Source organism: Pseudodesulfovibrio portus (assembly GCF_026000375.1).
Classification (GTDB): domain Bacteria; phylum Desulfobacterota; class Desulfovibrionia; order Desulfovibrionales; family Desulfovibrionaceae; genus Pseudodesulfovibrio; species Pseudodesulfovibrio portus.
In genome coordinates, this window is sequence record NZ_AP026708.1 from 2,269,785 (window position 1) to 2,285,870 (window position 16,086).

18 protein-coding genes are annotated in these 16,086 nt (G+C 63.4%); 2 read left to right on the forward strand and 16 right to left on the reverse strand.

Going from position 1 to position 16,086, the window contains the following annotated elements:
• Positions 1–17: 17 nt before the first annotated feature.
• Genes OO730_RS10975 through OO730_RS11005 form a run of 7 tightly spaced genes read right to left on the reverse strand, consistent with a single transcriptional unit; the run spans position 18 to position 7,571 of the window.
• Positions 18–1,220 carry a peptidoglycan-binding domain-containing protein gene (locus tag OO730_RS10975; protein ID WP_264981511.1) on the reverse strand — a complete coding sequence of 401 codons (1,203 nt, stop codon included), beginning with the start codon at positions 1,218–1,220 and terminating at the stop codon, positions 18–20.
• A gap of 11 nt (positions 1,221–1,231) precedes the next feature.
• On the reverse strand, positions 1,232–1,903 hold the full coding sequence (locus OO730_RS10980; protein WP_264981512.1) for a hypothetical protein: 672 nt from the start codon (positions 1,901–1,903) through the stop codon (positions 1,232–1,234).
• Between the two features lie 57 nt (positions 1,904–1,960).
• Positions 1,961–3,370, reverse strand: a complete 1,410-nt coding sequence (locus OO730_RS10985; protein ID WP_264981513.1) for a peptidoglycan-binding domain-containing protein — start codon at positions 3,368–3,370, stop codon at positions 1,961–1,963.
• A gap of 9 nt (positions 3,371–3,379) precedes the next feature.
• Positions 3,380–3,904 (reverse strand): hypothetical protein, encoded by a 525-nt coding sequence (locus tag OO730_RS10990; RefSeq protein WP_264981514.1) that lies wholly within the window; start codon positions 3,902–3,904, stop codon positions 3,380–3,382.
• A 24-nt stretch (positions 3,905–3,928) separates the two neighbouring features.
• Positions 3,929–5,152, reverse strand: coding sequence for a peptidoglycan-binding domain-containing protein (locus OO730_RS10995; protein ID WP_264981515.1), 1,224 nt, complete (start codon positions 5,150–5,152; stop codon positions 3,929–3,931).
• Positions 5,153–5,189: 37 nt separating this feature from the next.
• Complete coding sequence (locus tag OO730_RS11000; protein WP_264981516.1) at positions 5,190–5,912, reverse strand: hypothetical protein; 723 nt, start codon at positions 5,910–5,912, stop codon at positions 5,190–5,192.
• Positions 5,913–5,936: 24 nt separating this feature from the next.
• Complete coding sequence (locus OO730_RS11005; RefSeq protein WP_264981517.1) at positions 5,937–7,571, reverse strand: TolB family protein; 1,635 nt, start codon at positions 7,569–7,571, stop codon at positions 5,937–5,939.
• 231 nt (positions 7,572–7,802) lie between these two features.
• Between OO730_RS11005 and OO730_RS11010 the strand changes: the two genes are divergently transcribed.
• Positions 7,803–8,780 carry a hypothetical protein gene (locus OO730_RS11010; protein WP_264981518.1) on the forward strand — a complete coding sequence of 326 codons (978 nt, stop codon included), beginning with the start codon at positions 7,803–7,805 and terminating at the stop codon, positions 8,778–8,780.
• A gap of 5 nt (positions 8,781–8,785) precedes the next feature.
• A complete protein-coding gene (locus tag OO730_RS11015) occupies positions 8,786–9,946 on the forward strand; it encodes a geranylgeranyl reductase family protein (protein ID WP_264981519.1) in 1,161 nt (386 codons plus the stop codon).
• Positions 9,947–9,954: 8 nt separating this feature from the next.
• On the opposite strand, the gene fliQ is transcribed toward OO730_RS11015, so the two are convergent.
• The 9 genes from fliQ to OO730_RS11060 all read right to left on the reverse strand — a co-directional run bounded on the left by fliQ (position 9,955) and on the right by OO730_RS11060 (position 15,703).
• Positions 9,955–10,224, reverse strand: a complete 270-nt coding sequence (gene fliQ / locus OO730_RS11020) for a flagellar biosynthesis protein FliQ (RefSeq protein WP_264981520.1) — start codon at positions 10,222–10,224, stop codon at positions 9,955–9,957.
• A 38-nt stretch (positions 10,225–10,262) separates the two neighbouring features.
• Positions 10,263–11,030 carry a flagellar type III secretion system pore protein FliP gene (gene fliP / locus OO730_RS11025; protein WP_264981521.1) on the reverse strand — a complete coding sequence of 256 codons (768 nt, stop codon included), beginning with the start codon at positions 11,028–11,030 and terminating at the stop codon, positions 10,263–10,265.
• A complete protein-coding gene (gene fliO, locus OO730_RS11030; RefSeq protein ID WP_264981522.1) occupies positions 11,020–11,406 on the reverse strand; it encodes a flagellar biosynthetic protein FliO in 387 nt (128 codons plus the stop codon). Before fliO ends, fliP begins: the two co-directional genes overlap by 11 nt.
• A complete protein-coding gene (fliN, locus tag OO730_RS11035) occupies positions 11,399–11,971 on the reverse strand; it encodes a flagellar motor switch protein FliN (RefSeq protein ID WP_264981523.1) in 573 nt (190 codons plus the stop codon). Before fliN ends, fliO begins: the two co-directional genes overlap by 8 nt.
• 84 nt (positions 11,972–12,055) lie before the next feature.
• Positions 12,056–12,556: a flagellar basal body-associated FliL family protein gene (locus OO730_RS11040; protein WP_264981524.1), complete on the reverse strand. Its 501-nt coding sequence runs from the start codon at positions 12,554–12,556 to the stop codon at positions 12,056–12,058.
• Positions 12,557–12,643: 87 nt separating this feature from the next.
• Positions 12,644–13,375, reverse strand: a complete 732-nt coding sequence (locus OO730_RS11045; RefSeq protein ID WP_264981525.1) for an OmpA/MotB family protein — start codon at positions 13,373–13,375, stop codon at positions 12,644–12,646.
• A gap of 2 nt (positions 13,376–13,377) precedes the next feature.
• Positions 13,378–14,196 carry an OmpA/MotB family protein gene (locus OO730_RS11050; protein ID WP_264981526.1) on the reverse strand — a complete coding sequence of 273 codons (819 nt, stop codon included), beginning with the start codon at positions 14,194–14,196 and terminating at the stop codon, positions 13,378–13,380.
• Between the two features lie 18 nt (positions 14,197–14,214).
• The gene (locus OO730_RS11055; protein WP_264981527.1) at positions 14,215–14,979 is read right to left on the reverse strand and encodes a motility protein A; all 765 of its coding nucleotides are present in this window, start codon (positions 14,977–14,979) and stop codon (positions 14,215–14,217) included.
• Between the two features lie 19 nt (positions 14,980–14,998).
• A complete protein-coding gene (locus tag OO730_RS11060) occupies positions 14,999–15,703 on the reverse strand; it encodes a YggS family pyridoxal phosphate-dependent enzyme (protein WP_264981528.1) in 705 nt (234 codons plus the stop codon).
• Positions 15,704–16,086 lie beyond the last annotated feature (383 nt).

The following is a 16,086-nucleotide window of genomic DNA, read 5'->3' on the forward strand; positions in this document are numbered from 1 at the left end:
GCTCGAAGTGGTGGCGGCTACAGCCCAGTTCCCCGGAACAGTGCCTTTTGCAGGCCCAGGCTCCACTGCCCCTTGGGGAAGCCGTGCCGGACCGCGAAGTCGTCCATGGCCTTTTGGGTCATGGGCCCGAAGGAGCCATCGACGGCCCCGGTGTAGTGGCCGAGCTGCGCGAGCCGGGTCTGGATGAGGGTCGTGTCGTCCGGGAACAGGGGGTTGAGGAAGGACAGGCCGCGTCCGACGGGACCCTGTCCTCCCGCTGCGCCGGGAGTTGCGGGAGCCTGGCGGGGCGCCACGGCCTGCGGGGCCGGGGGCGCGGTCGAGGCCTGCGGAGCCGGAGCCTGGTAATTGGCCCGGGATTGTCCGGCTGGCGACCCCTCGGGCTTGGACGAGAAGCTGGCCGCCTGGATGCGCTTCCGGGCCGCTTCCGGGATGCCAGCGCCGGGGGTGTAGAAATAGTTGCAGTAGAACCGCTGGCGCAGGCTGGACGGGTTGAGCTGGGCCACGAACATGTGCACGCGCCACCCGTCGTAGTCGAGGTAGGTCTGCTTGTCCTTGGCGATGTTGTCCAGGGTCCGCCAGGCCTTTTCCCGGGGGCTGACCACGACCTCGAACAGGGCGTCCGCAGGCAGCCGGTTCATGACGAAGGTCATGACCAGGTAGGCGCGCTGGCCCCGGTCCGGGTCGGCTGAGGTGTATGCGTGTTCACGGGCGAAGGTGTACAGGGTCGGCCAGTCGCCGCGCCTGGACTCTGGGAGCCCGTCCTTGAACTCCTCCATGGGGACCATGTACGTCTCCAGGCTCAGGTTCGAGGGCGAGCTCATGATCGCCAGGGCCTGGGTGACGTTGATCCGCTTCCCGTTGACCGCGTACTGCGTGGAGTACTGCATGGACACGAGGCGGTTGTACCCGTCGTAGAGGTGGATGGAGCCGCCCACTTCCGCGTTGTACCTGTTGCCAGGGTTGGAGTTGCTGTAGAACAGGGGGGAGATGCGGCTTCTGGTGAAGGCGTTGTATTCCCCCTCGCTGCCCGCCGCCAGGTAGTCCCGGACGCCCGGAGCGAAGGAGATGAAGGACAGGCCGCGCTGGCCCGTGAGCTCGGCGGCCAGGGTGTAGGAGACGTCCATGGCGTCCGGGGGCCACTTCTTGGCCTCGCGGGCCGATACGGGCGTTGCCGTGGCCAGGATCAGCAGGAGGATGAGGATCAGTCTGAGATGTCGCATGGAGGGCCTCGCTACATGAGGAAGTTGGAGTCGTGGGGTTGGGCCGGTCCGCCTCCGCCCACGTTCTCCCAGCCGGGTGAATTGGGGTTCATGCTGCCGGGTGAATCGCTGGGGGTGCCGTCCGGTCCGGACCCGGTCATGTTCGAGCCGTATGCGCCCTGCGCCGCCTTGGTGTACGGGTCGCGAAATTCCGTTCGTGCTTTCTCCAGGGTGTCCAGGACGTCCTTGGTGATGTCGACGGTGGTCGTGATGCCGTCATAGGCCTCCTTGGCCACCTGAAGGGGAGGCGGGAGGATGGGCGGGAAGGCGAGCTTCTTCTGGAGGTAATCCCCCACCTTTCCCTGGATGTACTTGCCGAGGGTCTCCAACGCCTTTTCTTTCCAGGTCTGCTTGGCCTTGGCGGTCGCCTTGTCCTGGTGGGGCTTCTTTTTGGGCGGGGCACCGTAGAATTCGCCGTACTCAGGATCGATGACCGGCATGCCTTCGATGCCGGGGGTGTAGGGGATGGAAGGGCCGCTTGAGCTGTATGAGCCGCCGCCGGTTCCATCGCTGCCGCCACCGCCGCCACCGCCGCCACCGCCGCCACCGCCGCAGCCGCCGCAGCCGCCTGAGCCGCCGGAGGTTGCGAAAACGCTGGCGGGCATGAGCAGGCAGGCGGCGAAGATGAGGATACAGAGCTTCATGGTGTCTCCTGTCGGAAAACCCCTGTGCCGGGCAGTCCCGATACGGGGGGTGGAATGTTACAGTCCGGAGCCTTTGAACAGGGTCTTTTGTAGGCCCAGGCTCCATTGTCCCTTGGGGAAGCCGTATTTGACCGCGAAGTTGTCCAGCGCTTTCTTGGTGAAGGGGCCGAAGGTGCGGTCGATGGGGCCTCCGTAGTGGCCGAGTTCCTTGAGCCGCGTCTGGATGATGGCCACGTCGTCCGGGAAGACCGGGTTCAGGAAGGCCATGCCGCGCTCGAGCGGGCCCTGGGCGGGCTGCGTCTGGGCCGGTGTAGCCGCCGGGGCCTGGGCCATGCCCGGGGGCGGTGGCGCCAGGGCGGGTGCCTGCTGCGGAGCGGGAGCCGTGGCCGCAGGCGGCGGCGGTGCCAGTGCCGGGGCTAGGGTTGCTGCGGGCGGCGGTGGTGCCAGGGCGGGAGCCGGAGTCGGGGCGGGCGGAGGCGGCGCCAATGCGGGCGCCGGTGCGGCTTGAGGTTGAGGAGCCGGTGCCATGGCCGGTGCGGGTGCGGCCTGAGGGGCCGGGGCAGCCGACTGGACCGGGCCTGTGGCCGGGACCGCCTGCGGGACGGACTGGGCCGGGTCGGGCAGCTCGGAGGTCAGGATCATGGTCGAGCTGTCGTAGGACGCCACTTTTCTGGTGCTGCCGCCGTTTTCGGCGAAACTGCCGGGCGAGTACATGACGTTGACGTAGAACTTCCTGCCCGAGCCGAGTTCCAGCCGTCCGGCGATGACGGCCACCTGCCAGCCGTCAAAATTGAGGCCGGCGGTCTTGGCGATGGAGTTGTCCGTTTGCCTCTCGTTCCGCTTCCTGGAGACCACGGGATAGAACTTGGCGTCCGAGGCCAGCCGGTCCAGGCAGAAGATGAAGCCGTAGTGCTGGGCGCGCTCGGTCCCCTGTCCGGGCCGGACCGCGTTGTCCAGGGCGAAGTTGAACAGGGTGGTCCAATCCTCGTATATGGCTTGTCCCGCTGCCGTGACCTTTTCCGTGGGCACGAAGAACAGGGCCACGCGCGGGGTCTCGGGTTCCACGACCTTCATCCCGGCCCTGGTGACCGTGAACTGGTTGTTGCCCATGGTGTAGTCCAGGTAGACCCTGGTGTGGGAGGCGCGCCGCCAGGCATCCGTGAACTGGATGCGGGTGTACAGCAATCGGCTGTTGTCACCGTTCGAGCCCACGTCGTAGCTCTGCAGGTTGACCACGCCGGGGCCGAAGCCCTGGTAGGTGAAGGTGTCGGCCTGCAGGGCCTGTCTGGCCTGGGGCGAGAGCTGGGCCAGCTGGTTGGCGCCGTTGTTCATGATCTCGTCGGCGGCCACGGCAACGGCGTACATGGCGTCCGGAGGCGCTTCCTCGGTCTTCTGGTTGAGGGCGACGGCGGCTGCCGCCGTGAGGACCAATGCGAACAATGCGAGTATGGCGTATGTTTTCTTCATGTCGGTCCCCTATTTGCCGAAGGCGCTCTTGACCCGGCTGTACGCGCCGGAGGCCGCGTCCTTGACCGTTTCATAGGCGCTGCGCGATTTGTTCCCGATCCAGCTCAACACGGACCAGGCCTTTTGCTGCTTGTTCTTGTCGATGCTGAACGCGTAGGCCTTGCCCACGAAGTGGACGGCCTTGAACCAGCCGTATCCCGGGATGAAGAAGCAGGCCACGGTTCCTCCGTAGTCCAGGACCGTCAGCATACCGATGCATTCGTCGCTTTCCCAGAAGCTCTCGTCGCTCTTGTCCGGGATGGCGGCCGGGTCCCAGGAGAACATCGGATCGCCGCCGAATTGGGTGGACGGCACGTTGGGGGTTTCGTCGTCGAACACGCGGTTGTTCTCGGGTTTGTCGGTTTCTCCGCGTGAGTTGTTGCCGCCGCCTCCATAGCCCAGGGCCGTGGCGGGCAGCAGGAGGCAGAAGCTCAAAAAGGCCACCGCCATGATACCGGGTATCCGTTTGAGGGATGTGGTGTCTGTATGATGCATGTCTCTCTCCCTGTTTTCTCCGGCCTATTGTCCGGTGCCCTTGAAGAGCTCCTTCTGGACGCCGACGTTCCACTGGTCCTTGGGGAAGCCGTGCCGTTTGTTGAAGGCATTCAGCGCCTTCTTGGTCAGCGGGCCGTAGTTCCTGTCGATCTTGCCGGTGTACAACCCCAGCGCCTTGAGGCGGACCTGGATGACTTCCACGTCTTCCGGGAAGATGGGGTTGAGGTAGACGTCGCCGCGCGCCAGGGGGCCTTCCCCGGTGGCGTCGGGTTGGGCCGCGCCCTGCTCCATGGTCTGCTCGACCACTTCGCGTTGCGCGGCGGCGGCCAGGGAAGCCGCGTCCTGCTTGACGTTGGAATACGCGCCCACGACCACCTCGGGCAGATAGCCGCCGGGGTTCTGCTGGTAGGCCACGCCCACGTGGAACTTGTTCCGCGAGGAGCCCGGAGCGAACTTGCCGCCGGCGATGAGGATGCGCCAGCCCGTGTCGTTGATGGAGATGGCCTCGGCCAGCTTGTCGCCCGCGCCGTTGGGGCGGCTGGTCACGGTCATGGTCAGGGAGGAATCCTGGAACAGGCGGTCCTTGCAGAAGGACATGATGTAGTATTCGCTCTTGAACCCGGACTTGGAGCCGCCCTCGCCGTAGGTCATGGGCTCGGCGTTCTCGATGGCGAACAGGTAGTAGTCCGTGTAGGTGACCAGCGAGGATGCCGCTTCCTTGAGTTTGGACTGGGGAACGAAGAACGTTTCCACGCGGGGGAAGTCCGGCGGGATGGGCGTCATGACGGACTTGGTGATGTTCACGCCGTCCTTGTCCATGATGTACTGGGTGGCGAAGTAGACGCCGGTCCGCCGGTTGATGATGTCCTTGAACAGGATGGCCCCTTCGAGCACGACCAGGGCCGATCCCGGTTCGATGACGTTGACCGTGTAGCCGGTCACGGCCACATCCTGGACGTCGAAACCGGCGTAGTCGAAGCTCAGTTCGCCCACGGCGTGCCGGCCGTCGGGGTCGAGGGTGACGTTGGCCACGGAGATGCGGCCGCCGCGCAGCCGTTCGACGAGGGCAGCCGTGACCAGCTCGATGTCGCTGGGGGCCTTGGCCGGGGGCACGGGCACCGCCACGGGGGCCTGCACGTCCATGGGAGGCGGCGGCTCGACCGGGGCGGATTGCAGGTCGGGCATGTTGCACGCGGTCATGAGGAGGCCGCAGAAAATCAATGCTGTGAGCAGGATATGTTTGCGCATGGGTCGGAAACCTCGTTGAGTCTGAGTGCGGAAAGGGCTACTGGTCTGCGCCGGGGGCATAGGTCGCGGACGGGACGTAGCGCGGCATCTGGGCGAGGTTGGGAGCGCCCACGGCCTGGGCCGCTGCGGCGATGGCCTCGTTGGGAGTGGTGGCCGCAGGCGGTTGGACTCCGGCCTCGGCCAGTCTTGATCCGGCGGCGGCGACCGCCCTTTCCACCCTGGCGCGGATGGCTGCCTGCTCCGGGTTGCGCTCGGGATCGCTGCCGTTCCGGGCGCGCTCGAAGGCGTTGGGCCCGTTGCTCGGCGTGAAGCCGCCGATCCGGGTTTCGGCCGGTGCGCCGACGCCTTCAACGGGATCGTTGCCGCCGGTGACCAGCGGGACGCCCTTGACCACGGTCAGCCCGCCGTGATCTCGGGGGTGCGCACGGTCGAGGACCTCAAGGGTCTTGCCCATGCTTTCCAGGTGGCGGGACATGTCCGCGCCGCCGGTCTCGGGGAAGGTTTGGCCGATGGCGGCCATGCCGTTTCGGGAAATGGTGGAGCCGCCGAAGGAGTCGACGTTGGTGGGCTCGGTCGACGGCGAGGCGCTGCCGAAGGACACGGAAAGATCTTTTTGGGTGTCGCCTTCCTCCACGCCTCCCGTGGCCCCGGAGGTCCCTTCGCTGCCGCCGCCGTAGGCGAAGGCCATGGCGGCGGTGAGCAGCAGGCTCAAGATGATCAGGCCTGCGGAGAGCGCGGGCGATTTGCCGATTCGATGCATGAAATACTCCTTGGTATGGGCGCGTCACCGCCCGTCTGTTGCCATGGATTCGCCTTTTGCCGCTTCCGGGTCGGCGAGCTCCATGGTCATTTGTTCGGCGCTGTTGACGGGAACGAACTCGGGCACCATTGCCGCCAGTTCGGGGTGGCTGAAACGGAACAGGCGCAGGCTCGGGCTGGACTGTCCGTCGTCATTGATGTGGGTGAGGTAGACCTCTGTGTAGGGCGAGTTGCCCTTGGCCGCGAAGGCCAGCCAGCGGGAGTTGGGCGACCAGGCGTGCCACGAGTTCATGAGCGGCGTGTTGGCCGCCAGCACGCGGGGTTCGCCGCCCTGCGCGGGCACGATGACCAGCCTGCTGTCCGGCTGGAGGACCAGGCCGGTCCTGCTCTGGGTGAAGACGAGCCATTTGCCGTCGGGAGAGTACCGGGGAAAGAAGTTGCTCAACCCGTTGTTCGAGGCCCCGGTGATGGGCGCGGCGACACCGCCCCGACCTTCATTGAAGTCCACGGCGTAGAGCGAGAACTGGACCGGATATTTTTCGTTGACGTCGAGGATGTTCTGGGTCGGGTCCTCTTTCCGGAGCACGCCGTCCTCGATGGCCTTGACCAGGCTCGGCTGGACCATGGCCCGGGCAAAGGCCACGCGGGCTCCGTCCGGGGAGAAGGCGGGGTTGGTCTGGATGAGGTCGACGTCGCTTGCGCCGGGCAGGGGAGAGACCGTGTTCGACCGGCGGTCGTAATAGGCGATCTGCCCGGTGGCCGGGAAGAACATCTGGGAGAAATAGAGGTCGTCGAGCATGACGAAGGCCGAGGATTCGCCCACCGTGGAGGCCGCGAACCGCCCGTCCGGGGAGAAGCATGTGAACAGCCCCATGGAATACTTGGACGGGCCGGGCGCGTCGTAGGAGTTCCAGGAGATGACGTCCTCGTCCGCCACGCGGGTCTTCTCCTTGACGTCCACCAGGACGTATCCGCCCTTGTCCCCCTTGTAGTCCATGTCCATGCCGTAGGCCTTGCCGTCAAGGGAATAGGCGTGGCAGTTGAAACACAGGGGCTGGTCCTGGAGCACCACGCGCGGCTTGCCGAAGGAAGCCGGGTCGCCCACGGCCATCTGGCTGTCGTAGGGGTTGTCCTTGGCCTTGCGGAAGGGAAGGCGCTTGCGCAGGAAGGCGATCTTCGCGCCCACCGGGTCCGGGGAGATGGAGAAGGAGGTCCGGCCCCTGCTGACCAGTCGGCCGTCCTCGTCGATGCCTGCGATGCGGACCGTGACCGGCTGGTTCCCGGCCTTGTCCCTGATGGCCGCCCACAGCTCTTCGCCGGGGGCCCAGGCGTCCTTGTCCACGATGCCCTGGCACACGGTGCTGCTGCCCGTGGTCATGGTCACCAGCCAGAGCGAGGCCGTGTTGTCCCGCCAGCGGACGATGGGCGAGGCCGCGTCCGCCGGGACCATGGCCCCTGCGGCCGGTTCCAGGACGTCCATGGCAGCCGGGTTTTCACCCGGCTGGAGGGCGTCGAGCCATCCGGAGAGGGTCATCCGGTCCGGCGGCGTCAGCCCGGGCGACCGGAAAATGGTGTAGGCGTCGGCCGGAGCACCGGTCCACAGGAAGAGCGCCAGAATCAGAAGCGGAAGTTGCCACGGGGGAATAGATTTCTTTGTCATTATCTCGCCAATCTTTATATTCTTTAATATAGCCAGACAGCTGGAATATGGCAAGCGGGAGAAGGTTATTTCGATACGTCGTGATTATCTCCCGGAAGAGGAGGGAAAGCGGGAGAAATCCTGCCATGGGCAGCGCCGCATGGCTTTCCGCCCTTTATGTGTTGCGCGGACGTCTTCTGTGTGCTAGCCGTATAACTTCTTGATATTGCTGTCTAAAGAAGGGGATAGTCCGTGCTCACAAGATGTATTGTCTCGGTTTCCAAAAAAAATCCTGCCATTTTGCCGTTGTCCCTGGCCCTGGCCGCCGCCCTTCCGTATGCAGTGGAATTCGCCGACACCGGCAGCCTGCACATCTCCTACCAGATAGCCTTCGGCTTTTTCTGGCTGGTCGTCTCCCCCGTGCTGATCTGGTACGGCTACAGGTCCCTTGAATGGTTTTTGGAGTACCTGAAGGATTTCATCGACCCGGATGCGCACGCGGCCCTGAGCGAAAAGACCTTTTCGGATATATTTTCCAGCAGGCACCTCTATTTTTCCTTTCCCCTCTTATTCGTGTTCACGTTTTTTGCGAAGCTGTACGCCGGGCACGCCGGTCTCGCGCCGGTGCTCCAGTGGGCGGTGGTCGTGCTGTTCGCCCTGTCCGGGTTCATGGCCGGGATCGGATTCTGGGGCATCTGGGTGATGGAGAAGCTGATACGGAGGATGTGCGGCCTCGACCTGAAGCTCGACCCGTTCTGCATCGACGGGTACGGCGGCCTGCTCTATGTGGGCCGCTTTCTGGTCATCGGTTCGGCCCTGTATTTTTCGGGCTCGATGTACATCCCGTTCGCGACCGAAGTCTTTGATATGTTTTCCAAGGAAAACAGCGTGATAATCGCCTACATCAGCGTCTTTGCCTACATCGCGTTCGGGCTCGGCATGTATTTCAGGTCCATTCTCTACGTGCACGACAAGCTGCTTGCGGAAAAGATGCGCATCGACGACGATTCCCAGGAAGTCCTGTACCGGCTGCAGGAAGGGGTCATGAACGGGAACGACACCCCGTCCCTGGAACAGGTTGTCAGGCCGTATGTGTATTACGTGGTGCACCATTCCAGGATCAACGGCATGCGGACATTCCCGTATGACACCAAGTCGCTGATCGAGATAATCGCCACGGTGATGATTCCGGTCCTGATATTCACTTTCGAGCAACTGTTCAGGGGGTAGGTCGCATGGGATATGATTTCGAGGTGGCGGTCATCGGAGGCGGCCCGGCCGGAAGCTCCGCCGCCAGGCGGCTCGCCCGTGCCGGTGTTTCGGTCGTGCTCTTCGAGAAGCAGGCCATGCCCCGCAGGAAGGTCTGCGGCGGGGCCCTGTCCGAGCAGGCCATGAGCTACCTGGACTTCGAGCTGCCGCAGGAAGTGGTGGATTGGGAGTGTTACGGCGCGCGCGTGACCTACGGCGACAAGACGCTGGTGGAGCGCCTCGACGAGCGGATCGCCGTACTCGTCACCCGGTCCAGGTTCGACAAGCTGCTCGTGGATATGGCCCTGGAGGCCGGGGCGCAAGTGGTGTGGGAGGCGGTCGCCTCGCTGGATGAGGGAGAGCGGGGAGTTGCCGTGAAAACGGCTTCCGGCGCATCGTTCACCGTCCGCCGGTGCATCATCTGCGCGGGGGCGAACTCCCGGTTCATCCCGAAGGTCCGGCCCCGCGACGGCGTTTACGGGGAAGGCATCTGCATGGAGGGGGAGGTGGATCGCCTGTCCCCGGACCCGTTCGCCCACCTCGAGGGATTGATCGACATCTATTTCGGCGTGGCCGGCTACGGCTACGGGTGGGTCTTCCATCACGGCACCTATTATTCGGTCGGCGTGGGCGGCTTGCGGGCCAAGTTCCCGAATCCCGCCAAGGCGCTGGAGGAGTTCACGGCCCGGATCGGCCTGGCGGGCAGGCTGCGGGACGTGAAGGGCCACCCCATTCCGCGCGGCGGCCTGGACAGGCGGCTGGGCAAGGGCAGCCTGCTCCTGGCCGGGGACTCCGCCGGGTTCGTGGACCCGTTCTACGGTGAGGGGTTGGCCTATGCCATCCGTTCCGGCCAGCTCGCCGCCGAGGCGATAGTCGGGAATTCCCGCACCGACATGATGCACGAAGACTACCGGCGCACCACCAAGGCGGAGTTCAGCGCCAATCTCGAATATTCCCTGCTGTTTTCCAAGGTCATGTACACCCTGCCCAAGCTGTTCCTGAACACCCTGGTTTCGGATGAGAAGGCCCTGCGGCGGTATCTCTATGTCCCGCTGAACAAGTTGTCGTACAAAGAGTACCTGACGTGGCTCGTGCCGAGGCTGCCCGTGTTCTGGGCCAGGCGGATTTTCGAGCTGATGCTGCCCTGAGGGCGCACCTATCGGATGTAGTTGGGCAGGTTGAGGAAGAGGTTGGTGGTGTACGAGGTCATCTTGTCCATGATCCATGGGAACGAGATGAGCAGGGCCAGAAAGATGGCGATGATCTTGGGAACCATGGTCAGGGTCATTTCCTGAATCTGGGTGGCGGCCTGGAGCACGGAAATGAAGATACCCACGGCCATGCCGATGCCGAGCATGGGCAGGGCTATGGTCAGGGTCATTTCGATTGCCTGACGGGCAAATCCTACAACGAATTCGGGGGTCATCGGATACTATACTCCCTGGGTAAAGACCGTGCGCATGGTCACTGGAACGTGTTGACCAGCGAACCCACCAGCAGGTTCCAGCCGTCGATGAGGATGAACAGGAGAATCTTGAACGGCAGCGAGATCATGACCGGCGGCAGCATCATCATGCCCATGGCCAGCAGGATGGAGGCCACCACCATGTCCAGGATGAGGAACGGGATGTATATCAGAAAGCCGATGGTGAAGCCGGTCTTGAGTTCGGAGATGGTGTAGGCCGCGATCAGCATGATGGTGGAGACTTCTTCCTTGTTCTCCGGGCGCGGTTCCTTGGTTATGGAATAGAAAATGGACAGGTCCTTTTCGCGGGTATGCTTGAACATGAACTCGCGGATGGGCACCTGCGCCCTGTCCAGGGCCTCGGTGAAATTGATGTCCTCCGCCATGTAGGGCTGGATGGCGGTGTCGTTGACCGTCTTGCCCACCGGATACATGATGACCATGGTCATGAAGATGGCCAGCCCGGCCATGATCTGGTTGGGCGGCATCTGCTGGGTGCCCATGGCCTGCCGGATGAAGTGGAAGACGATGATGATCCGGGTGAACGAGGTCATGGTCAGCATGATGGCCGGAGCCATGGACAGGACGGTCAGCAGGAACAGAATCTCCAGCAGGGTGGAGACCTCCGTCGGATCGGCCTGACCGGCGGCCAGCTCCATGGTCAGCTTGGGGATGGTCGGTGCCTGGGCGCACGCCAGGGCTGGGAGCAGGACTCCTGCCAGGACGAGCAGAAGGACGGTCAGGGATCGGCTGCCGCTAGTCCGCATCGGTGGAGCCCCTTTTCAGTATGGCCGCGAAGCCGGCGGACGGCGAGGGGGATGCTTCCTCCTCGCGGGCCTCCTCTTCGGCCAGCAGGGTGACCTGGTGTTCGGTCACGCCCAGCACCATGTCCCGGTCCCGGTAGCGGACCACGGCCACGGACTGGCGGTTGCCCAGCATGAGGCGGCTGACCAGCCTGGGCCCTCCTTTCCCGCTCGACAGCGAACCCGGCATGCCGAACCGCTTGAGCAGCCAGAATGCCAGGAGAATGGCGGCCAGCAGCAGGAACAGGTATCCCGCCGTGGTCAGGATGGCCGTGCCGGAATCCACCGGGGGAAGCTGCACGGGTGCAGCGCCCGTGGTTGCAGCCGTGGTGCTATCCAAGTTGCTTCACCCGCTCGATGGGACTGATGATATCCGTCAGCCGGATACCGAATTTTTCGTTGATGACGACCGCTTCGCCCCGGGCGACCAGCTTGCCGTTGACGTAGATTTCCAGCGGTTCGCCCGCCAGCTTGTTCAGCTCGACCACGGACCCCTGGCCGAGTTGCAGCAGCTCGTTGATCAGGAGCTTGGTGCGGCCGAGTTCGGCGGACACTTCCAGGGGAATGTCCAGGATGAAGTCCAGGTCCCGTTTGCCGCCCGAGCCGCCGGACTTGGCTTCGGCCCCCATGTCGGGCAGGTCGTAGTCGTGCGTCTGGGTGGACAGGAATTCCTGTTCCTTCTCGTGCTTGAGTTCGTCCTGTTCGGTCTCGGCAAGGGCTGCGGCCCATTCGTCGGCCAGGGCTTCGTCGTCCTGGCCCAGGTCCGCGCTGCCGGCCTCGGACGGGTCGCCCACGTCTTCCAGGCCCCCGAGCGGATCGTCCGGGTCCATGCCGCCTTCCGCGTCGCCGGTTTCTATCAGGGCGTCGGCCCATTCCTGTGCAAGTTTATCCTGATCGTCAGCCATGTCGCTTACCTCGCGAAAATAGGTGTTCACCATGCGGACCGTCAAAAACCGGGACGGCCCGAAGCGGATTTTGCAAGAAGCGTGCTACTGGATAACCATTTCCGTGATGTAGACCCTGAGAACCGAGCCGTTGCCCACGATCTGGTTGAGACGATCCGCGATTTCCTGCTTGAGCTCGACCTTGGCCTTCATGGTGGAAAGGGAGTCGTAGGTCTTGCTGGAGAGGAGCAGGAGCAGGGTGTCCTTGACCTTGGCCTCGTGTTTGGTCAGGGCGGCTGCCGCCTCCTCGTCCCGGACCTCCACTTCCACGCCGAGCTTCAGGTAGCGGCGGCCCAATGGATCGGCCAGGTTGACCAGGAACGTGGGCAGCGGGACCAGTTGTCCCTCCAGGTCCTCGAGCGCTTCGCCGCCCGCCCCGTCCTGGGCCGCTTCCTCGCCGGCCGCGTCGTCGGACGAGGCAAAGAACATGGTATACCCGAAGTATCCGCCAACGCCGAGGGCTATGAGCGCCACGGCGATGATGATCCACTTCAGCATTCCGCCTTTCTTTTTCCCTTTTTCCTGTACAAGTTCTTCGTCAGCCATGGCGGCCACCTTTCTTTTTTACGTTGCACACCCTATATCGCCATTCGGCCCATTTTTCCAGACAAAGTTTAGACTCGAGCCCGCGCCCTATTGGTATCCCCCGATGGGGCGCGCGGTCTTGAGCAGGATTTCCACCCGCCTGTTCTTGGGCGAGTCCTCCACGGGACGGCCCAGTTCGTCCACCACCGGGAAGTGGTCTCCGTAGGCGGACAGGGTGAACCGCTTGTTGGGCACCCCCAGCTCCACCAGGTAGGAGAGCACGGCCAGGGCCCGGTCTCCCGAAAGTTCGTACATGTCCTCGACGACCTCGGCACGGGCCGTGTGCCCGGCCACGTTGATGGGGGCCTCGGTCTGGGTCATCATGGGCACCAGCCTGCCGATGAGGAACCGGCCGTTGTCGGACAACCGGCTCCCTCCCGGCTCGAAGAGTATGTCGCTGGTGAAGACCAGGGCCACGCCGTTTTGCCGGGCGAGCACGTCCAGGTTTTCGTAGAGCGTGGACTTGTCCATCTCGTCGGGCAGGGTGTCGTCCGGGAAGAGGAGGTCCTTGATGCGGTCCGCCTTGTCGAGCACCTCCCACGGTTTCTCCATCAGCTCCACCACCATCCGGTCCTTGACGTTGACCCGGCCCGAGCCGCGCTTGTCGAGCAGGCCGAGGTCCGCAGTGGTCAGGGTGACGGTGGTCAGGATGGCGTTGTCCATGGACGCCATGGTCAAAAGCAGCACGAAAAAGGTGAGCAGCAGCGTCATCAGGTCCGAGAACGTGACCAGCCACAGGGCCAGGGGCGGACAGGTTTCCTTTTTCTTCTTCTTGCCCATGGCTACCGCAGCTCCTCGGGCGTGGAAACGTCGAACTCGAAGCCGTCGACGCTGAGTACGTCCCTGCGGATCTCCTGATCAGGCAGGGTCTCGATTATCCGGTCGCCCAGCCCGCTGGACCGCTTGTCCAACACGATGTCCACGCGGCGGTTGCGGCTCCGGTTCTCGGGCGTGTTCTGCGGATAATGGGGCCGGAATTTTCCGAACGCCTCCATCATGAGCATGTCCGGCGGGAGGCCGTTGTCCAGGAGATAGGAATACAGGGCCAGGGTGCGGTGCAGGGAGAGCTTCCAGGACAGGTCGGGATTTTCCTCGTCCTGCCCGGGCAGGTAGTTGCGGCCGAACTCGTCGCGCAGTTCCGAGGTGTGCCCGGCCAGGAGCAGGGGGTAGCGCACCTGCCTGAGCAGAGGCAGGAACCCGTCGATGGTGGCCCTTCCCCGGTCGGACAGGGTGGTGGTGTCGGGCTCGAAAAGCAGGCTGGCGTCGATGGACAGAATCTGGACGAACCGGTTGGAACTGAAATTGATGTCGTCGTCCACGTTCTCCCACTTCAGCGCCTTGAGCGGCTCCAGGTCGCCGGTGTCCATGGGGCCGGGCTCAACGGTCTTCTTGGTGTCCTTTTTGGAGTAGAGCTCGTAGCTCTCCTTGTTGAAGCCGAAGGTGCCGATGATGGAGCCGAGCGCCACCAGCTTGCGCCGCTGGTCGATGGTGGCCATGGACACGAGCAGGATGAAGAATGTCAGCATCAACGTCATGACGTCGGCGAACGTGACCATCCACGGGGGGATCTCTTCGCAGTCGAGTTTTCTCTTTTTGGCCATGACGCGCCCCTTCCGAGGTTACTGGTCGGACATTATCCGGTCCTTGGGCGGCAGATAGCTGTTCAGCTTTTCCTCGATGATGCGAGGGTTCTCGCCCTTGGAGATGGACAGGATGCCCTCCATGATCATTTCGCGCAGCAGGACTTCCTCCTTGCTTCGCGCCTTGAGCTTGCCGGACATGGGGTTGAGGACGAGGTTGGCCAGGATGGCGCCGTACAGGGTGGTGAGCAGGGCCACGGCCATGGCCGGGCCGATGGAGGACGGATCGGACATGGTCTGGAGCATCTGCACCAGGCCGATGACGGTGCCGATCATGCCCATGGCCGGGGCCAGGGTGCCCAGCGCTGCGACCACGTCCGCGCCGGTGGAGTGCCGCTCGGCCAGGTAGGATATCTCGGTCTCCAGGATTTCCTGGATGGTCTGCGGTTCCAGGCCGTCGACCGTGAGCTGCAGCCCCTTGCGCATGTAGTCGTCGTCTATTTCCTTGATCAGCGGCTCCAGGGAGAGGATGCCTTCGCGGCGGGCGCGGTTGGCGTATTCCTTGAAGCGCTCGATGACGTCGGCGGGTGCTTCCAGGCTGGAAAAGAAGGTGTTCTTGATGACGCCGACCACGCCGATGACGTAGTTCATGGGGTAGTTGACCAGCCCCGCGCCGATGGTGCCGCCCACGACGATGAGGAGTGACGGCACGGAAACGAAGATGATCAGGCTGGAGCCGGTCATGATGGCCGACAGCACAAGCCCGAAGGAGAGGACAATCCCGATTACGGTCCCTAGATCCATACCGTTCCCTTTCTCCTGCCTATCTCGGAGGTCGCACCCCGAAAATCCGTGTTCCTATCCGCACCATGGTCGCCCCTTCCTGCACGGCCGGGACAAAGTCCCCGGTCATGCCCATGGACAGGTGCGGCAGGCGTGAACCGAGCTGTTTTTCCAGCTCATCCCTCAGCTGCCTGAGCCGGGAAAAAACAGGCCTGGCCCGTTCCGGCTCGTCGAAAAACGGCGGCATCGTCATCAAACCGACGACCCGCACTCCCGCAAGCCCCATGATCTCGTTGGCCAGTTGGGGCAATGAATCTACTGTGATTCCGGACTTTTGCGTTTCTCCCGCAATGTTCACCTGAATCAGGATGTCCTGAACCACGCCAAGGCTTTCCGCCTTTTTATGCAATGCCTGGGCCAGCTTACGCGAATCCACGCTGTGCACGAGCGCGAAATTCCCGGCCACGAATTTGGCCTTGTTGGACTGCAACCCCCCGATGAAGTGGAAGTTGACGTCCAGGTCGGCCAGTTCCTCCAGTTTGCCCAGCGCCTCCTGGACATAGTTCTCGCCGAAGTCCGCCTGCCCGGTCTCGGCCAGGGCCCGGATGTCGGAGGCAGGGTGCAGCTTGGACACGGCCACCAGGGTCACGTCTTCGGGCTTGCGTCCCGCTTCCCTGGCGGCGTCGGCCAGGGCTTCGCGCACCTCGGCGGCGCGCTGGGCCAATTCCTGTTTGCGATCATTCATAACATATCCGAATACCGGGCCTTATGCTCGTTCTGTCTTATCGGCCCGATCTTTATTTAGTTTAATGAATTAATGATGTTTTTTCCATTCCCCATCCACAGGTACGGGTATACCACGATTACCCGTCCCGTAACCACTCGATTTTTCGGTCAAAGTGCCCGTTCCGGCAAAAGCGCAGTCTTCTCAAAACCTTATGTCTAGATTTAGTCTACAAATGATTGGCCGGGCCAAAATCAAGGCGCACAGCCCAAGCAGGCGCGCCCCCCGCCGAAGGCGGCACAAAAAGTTTGGGAAGGAAGAGGGGATGGGGTCCGGGGAAGGGGAGAGGGACAACCCTTTTCAAAGGGTTTCCTTCTCCCCTTCCCCGGCCGCCGGAGGCATCC

Coding starts and splice junctions, on each gene's coding strand:
- fliN (WP_264981523.1), bottom strand. CDS start 11,971: ATGGCTGACGATCAGGATAAACTTGCACAGGAATGGGCCGACGCCCTG.
- OO730_RS11015 (WP_264981519.1), top strand. CDS start 8,786: ATGGGATATGATTTCGAGGTGGCGGTCATCGGAGGCGGCCCGGCCGGA.
- OO730_RS10995 (WP_264981515.1), bottom strand. CDS start 5,152: ATGCGCAAACATATCCTGCTCACAGCATTGATTTTCTGCGGCCTCCTC.
- OO730_RS11055 (WP_264981527.1), bottom strand. CDS start 14,979: ATGGATCTAGGGACCGTAATCGGGATTGTCCTCTCCTTCGGGCTTGTG.
- OO730_RS11060 (WP_264981528.1), bottom strand. CDS start 15,703: ATGAATGATCGCAAACAGGAATTGGCCCAGCGCGCCGCCGAGGTGCGC.
- OO730_RS10990 (WP_264981514.1), bottom strand. CDS start 3,904: ATGCATCATACAGACACCACATCCCTCAAACGGATACCCGGTATCATG.
- OO730_RS11050 (WP_264981526.1), bottom strand. CDS start 14,196: ATGGCCAAAAAGAGAAAACTCGACTGCGAAGAGATCCCCCCGTGGATG.
- OO730_RS11000 (WP_264981516.1), bottom strand. CDS start 5,912: ATGCATCGAATCGGCAAATCGCCCGCGCTCTCCGCAGGCCTGATCATC.
- OO730_RS11005 (WP_264981517.1), bottom strand. CDS start 7,571: ATGACAAAGAAATCTATTCCCCCGTGGCAACTTCCGCTTCTGATTCTG.
- OO730_RS11045 (WP_264981525.1), bottom strand. CDS start 13,375: ATGGGCAAGAAGAAGAAAAAGGAAACCTGTCCGCCCCTGGCCCTGTGG.
- OO730_RS10980 (WP_264981512.1), bottom strand. CDS start 1,903: ATGAAGCTCTGTATCCTCATCTTCGCCGCCTGCCTGCTCATGCCCGCC.
- fliP (WP_264981521.1), bottom strand. CDS start 11,030: ATGCGGACTAGCGGCAGCCGATCCCTGACCGTCCTTCTGCTCGTCCTG.
- OO730_RS11040 (WP_264981524.1), bottom strand. CDS start 12,556: ATGGCTGACGAAGAACTTGTACAGGAAAAAGGGAAAAAGAAAGGCGGA.
- fliQ (WP_264981520.1), bottom strand. CDS start 10,224: ATGACCCCCGAATTCGTTGTAGGATTTGCCCGTCAGGCAATCGAAATG.
- OO730_RS10985 (WP_264981513.1), bottom strand. CDS start 3,370: ATGAAGAAAACATACGCCATACTCGCATTGTTCGCATTGGTCCTCACG.
- OO730_RS10975 (WP_264981511.1), bottom strand. CDS start 1,220: ATGCGACATCTCAGACTGATCCTCATCCTCCTGCTGATCCTGGCCACG.